Consider the following 2,328-nt stretch of genomic DNA (forward strand, 5'->3'; position numbering starts at 1 on the left):
CCGTCAAGTCTGTACGAGCATCAATAGCGGTTTTCTTTGCTTCCGCTGCCTTATCAATTTCTGACTTAGCATTGGTCTTAGCTGTCGCATCTGGTTTAATGGCATTGATACTTGTGATACCTGCGTCCTTAGCTGTCGCTACATCCGCATTAGTGGTTGCCGCATCAACTGCGTCCTTGGCTTTCTTGACTTCTGCATCAACGGCATCCTTAGCTGATTGCTTTTCTTCGTTAGTTAGATCAGAACGAGCATCAATCTCTGCCTTTTTAGCTTCCGCTACCTTATCAATTTCTGACTTAGCGGTGGTCTTAGCTGTCGCATCTGGTTTAATGGCATTGATACTTGTGATACCTGCGTCCTTAGCTGTCGCTACATCCGCATTGGTAGTTGCCGCATCAACGGCATCCTTGGCTTCCTGAGCTTTTGCATCAACTGCATCCTTAGCTGATTGCTTTTCCTCGTCCGTCAAGTCTGTACGAGCATCAATGGCGGTTTTCTTTGCTTCTGCTGCCTTATCAATTTCTGACTTAGCGGTGGTCTTGGCTGTCGCATCTGGATGGATGGCAGAAATAGCTGTGGTGCCATCAGTTTGAGCCTTCGTAACGGCATCATTGGTAGTTGCCGCATCAACGGCATCCTTGGCTTCCTGTGCTTTTGCATCAACGGCATCCTTAGCCGCTCGCTTTTCTTCATCCGTCAAGTCTGTACGAGCATCAATAGCGGTTTTCTTTGCTTCCGCTGCCTTATCAATTTCTGACTTAGCGGTGGTCTTAGCTGTCGCATCTGGATTGATGGCAGAAATAGCTGTGGTACCGGCAGTTTGAGCCTTCGTAACGGCATCATTGGTAGTTGCCGCATCAACGGCATCCTTGGCTTCCTGTGCTTTTGCATCAACGGCATCCTTAGCTGATTTCTTTTCTTCGTTAGTTAGATCAGAACGAGCATCAATAGCAGTTTTCTTTGCCTCTGCCGTCTTATCAATTTCTGACTTAGCGGTGGTCTTAGCTGTCGCATCTGGATGGATGGCATTGATACTTGTGATACCTGCGTCCTTAGCAGTCGCTACATCCGCATTAGTGGTTGCCGCATCAACTGCATCCTTGGCTTTCTTGACTGCTGCATCAACTGCATCCTTAGCTGCTTGCTTTTCTTCGTCCGTCAAGTCTGTACGAGCATCAATCTCTGCCTTTTTAGCTTTCGCTGCCTTATCAATTTCTGACTTAGCGGTGGTCTTAGCTGTCGCATCTGGATGAATGGCAGAAATAGCTGTGGTGCCATCAGTTTGAGCCTTCGTAACGGCATCATTGGTAGTTGCTGCATCAACGGCATCATTGGCTTCCTGAGCTTTTGCATCAACGGCATTCTTAGCTGCTCGCTTTTCTTCATCCGTCAAGTCTGTACGAGCATCAATAGCGGTTTTCTTTGCTTCCGCTGCCTTATCAATTTCTGACTTAGCGGTGGTCTTAGCTGTCGCATCTGGATGAATGGCAGAAATAGCTGTGGTACCATCAGTTTGAGCCTTCGTAACGGCATCATTGGTAGTTGCCGCATCAACGGCATCATTGGCTTCCTGTGCTTTTGCATCAACTGCATCCTTAGCGGCTCGCTTTTCTTCATCAGTTAGATCAGAACGAGCAGCAATCTCTGCCTTTTTAGCTTCCGCCGCCTTATCAATTTCTGACCTAGCGGTGGTCTTGGCTGTCGCATCTGGATGGATGGCATTGATACTTGTGATACCTGCGTCCTTAGCAGTCGCTACATCCGCATTAGTAGTTGCCGCATCAACTGCATCCTTGGCTTCCTGTGCTTTTGCATCAACGGCATCCTTAGCCGCTCGCTTTTCTTCATCCGTCAAGTCTGTACGAGCATCAATGGCGGTTTTCTTTGCCTCTGCTGCCTTGTCAATTTCTGACTTAGCGGTGGTCTTAGCTGTCGCATCTGGATTAATGGCAGAAATAGCTGTGGTACCGGCAGTTTGAGCCTTCGTAACGGCATCATTGGTAGTTGCCGCATCAACGGCATCCTTGGCTTCCTGTGCTTTTGCATCAACGGCATCCTTAGCTGCTCGCTTTTCTTCATCCGTCAAGTCTGTACGAGCATCAATAGCGGTTTTCTTTGCCTCTGCCGCCTTATCAATTTCTGACTTAGCGGTGGTCTTGGCTGTCGCATCTGGATGGATGGCATTGATACTTGTGATACCTGCGTCCTTAGCAGTCGCTACATCCGCATTAGTCGTTGCCGCATCAACGGCATCCTTGGCTTCCTGAGCTTTTGCATCAACTGCATTCTTAGCGGCTTGCTTTTCCTCGTCCGTCAAGTCTGTACGAG

The 2,328-nt window shown here is 48.4% G+C and carries 1 protein-coding gene; it reads right to left on the reverse strand.

Annotated features, from left to right (window positions below; translation table 11 throughout):
* Positions 1-2,328, reverse strand: a 2,328-nt coding sequence (locus ACVPON_RS08105) for a DUF1542 domain-containing protein (RefSeq protein WP_462878115.1), incomplete at both ends; no start/stop codon positions are given.

Source organism: Streptococcus sp. 1F3 (assembly GCF_054968985.1).